The following is a 2322-nucleotide window of genomic DNA, read 5'->3' as shown; positions in this document are numbered from 1 at the left end:
CCGGCCGACTCCGCGGCCCCGACGGCCTCCGGCACCCCCGGCCAGGCGTCGACGCAAGCGCCCGCACAGCCTCCCGCGCCCACCCCCGCCCCGGCTCCGGCCCGCGGACGCCGGCTCGGCGGCGAGTGGGAGAAGCACGAGCGGACCTTCATGGCCTGGCCCGCCTCCGAGAACGTCTGGGGCGAGCAGCTCGGGGCCGTCCGCCGGGACATCGCCTCGGTGGCCAGGGCCATCGGCGAGCGCGAACCGGTGGTCCTGCTCGTCCGCCCCGGCCAGGAGGCCTCGGCCCGCAACGCCTGCGGCTCGGACGTCGAGCTGCTCTCCGTCCCCGTGGACGACCTGTGGGCCCGCGACACCGTCCCGGTCTTCGTGGAGGAGGGCGGAAAGGTCCAGGGCGTGGACTTCAACTTCAGCGGCTGGGGCGGCAAGCAGGAGCACACCGACGACGGCCGGATCGCCCGCACCGTCCTGGAGACGTACGGGATCGAGCGGATCGAGACCCCGGTCACCGCCGAGGGCGGCTCCTTCGAGACCGACGGCGAGGGCACGCTGCTGGTCACCGAGAGCTCCGTGGTCAACGAGAACCGCAACCCGGGCCGCACCCGCGACGAGATCGAGGCGGAACTCAAGCGGGTGCTGGGCCTCACCAAGGTGATCTGGCTCGCGGGCGTCAAGGGCAAGGACATCACCGACGCCCACGTCGACTGCCTCGCCCGCTACGCCGCCCCCGGGGTCGTCCTGCTGGACCGGGCCTTCCCCGGCACCCCGCCGGACGTCTGGTCCCGCTCCGCCGACCAGGCCCGCGCCGTCCTCGCCGAGGCCACCGACGCCGCCGGCCGGAAGCTCAAGGTGATCGAGATCGGCCAGCCCGACCCGGACAGGATCACCGGCCGGGGCGACGCCTTCGTCTCCTCGTACATGAACTTCTACATCGGCAACAAGGGCGTCTACCTGCCGAAGTTCGGTGACGCCAAGGCGGACGGCCACGCCCAGGAGGTCTTCAAGGACCAGTTCCCGGGCCGCGAGATCGTCCCCCTGCCGATCGACACCATCGCCGGCGGCGGGGGCGGCATCCACTGCGCCACCCACGACCAGCCCGCCGGCTGACCCCGTCCCGCACCCGTCCCCCGCCGTCCCGCGCTGTCCCGCGCTGTCCCGCACCGTCCCGCACCGTCCCGCACCGAGGGAGAAGGGAACCCCTGTGCAGCTGACCCCCACCGAACGCGACCGGCTGCTGATCTTCACGGCCGCCGAACTCGCCCGCGCCCGCCGCGCCCGCGGCCTGCGGCTCAACGTCCCCGAGGCCGTGGCGCTCATCTCGGACACCGTCTGCGAGGCCGCCCGCGACGGCCTCCGGCTGGCCGAGGCCGTCCAGCGGGGACGCTCCGCCCTCGCCGCCGCCGATGTGCTGCCCGGCGTCCCCGACCTGGTCACCGAGATCCAGGTCGAGGCCGTCTTCGAGGACGGCACCCGGCTCGCCGTCATCGCCGACCCGTTCGGCGGCGGCACCCTCGGCACGGCCGCGCCGGGCGCCGTCCTCCACCACGGCGACGGCCGCACCGCGCCCGGACCGGAGGCCGTGCACACCCTTACCGTGCGCAACACCGCGAACGTGCCGATCTCGGTCACCTCGCACTTCCACTTCTTCGAGGTCAACCCGCGGCTCGCCTTCGACCGCGCCGCCGCCTACGGCACCCACCTCGCGGTGCCGGCCGGCTCCTCGGTGCGCTTCGACCCCGGCGCCACCGTCGAGGTCGACCTGGTGCCGATCGGCGGCGAGCGCGTCGCGATCGGTTTCGCGGGGCTCGTGGACGGCCCGCTGGACTCGCCGCGGGCACGGCAGGAGGCCCTGCGCCGGGCGGCCGAGCAGGGCTACCTCGGAGCAGTCGACGACGGGCAGGAGAACCAGCCGTGAGCAGCAGCATCGAAGCGTCCGAGTACACCGCCGTGCACGGCCCGCGCGCCGGGGACCGGGTCCGGCTCGGCGACAGCGGTCTGGTCGTCCGGGTCGAATCCGACTCCCAGCGGCCGGGTGACGAGTTCCTCGTCGGCTTCGGCAAGACCGCCCGCGACGGCCTGCACCTCAAGGCCGCCGCCGTCCGGGACACCTGCGACCTCGTCATCAGCAACGTGCTGGTGATCGACGCGATCCAGGGCATCCGCAAGACCTCGATCGGCATCCGGGAGGGCCGGATCGCCTCCATCGGGCGGGCCGGCAACCCGGACACCCTGGACGGCGTGGACGTGGTCGTCGGCACCGGGACGGCCATCGTCTCCGGCGAGGGCCTGATCGCCACCGCCGGCGCCGTCGACACCCATGTC

The 2322-nt window shown here is 74.2% G+C and carries 2 protein-coding genes and 1 pseudogene; all 3 read left to right on the top strand.

All coding sequences use genetic code 11. From position 1 onward, the window contains the following. The coding region (locus ACIQOV_RS37925) for an agmatine/peptidylarginine deiminase (RefSeq protein ID WP_401055321.1) at positions 1-1107 on the top strand (1107 nt) is incomplete at its 5' end. Positions 1108-1201: 94 nt separating this feature from the next. Next, positions 1202-1915 (top strand): urease subunit gamma, encoded by a 714-nt coding sequence (gene ureA, locus ACIQOV_RS37920; RefSeq protein WP_401055320.1) that lies wholly within the window; start codon positions 1202-1204, stop codon positions 1913-1915. Continuing rightward, positions 1912-2322: pseudogene (locus tag ACIQOV_RS37915) on the top strand (urease subunit alpha); the annotation flags it as partial. The gene ureA and the pseudogene ACIQOV_RS37915, both read left to right, overlap by 4 nt.

Origin of the sequence: Kitasatospora sp. NPDC091257 (genome assembly GCF_044757675.1) — a bacterium.
GTDB lineage: Bacteria > Actinomycetota > Actinomycetes > Streptomycetales > Streptomycetaceae > Kitasatospora > Kitasatospora lactacystinica.
Note: the sequence above shows the minus strand (reverse complement) of the source record. Positions and strands in the feature narration are given on the sequence as shown.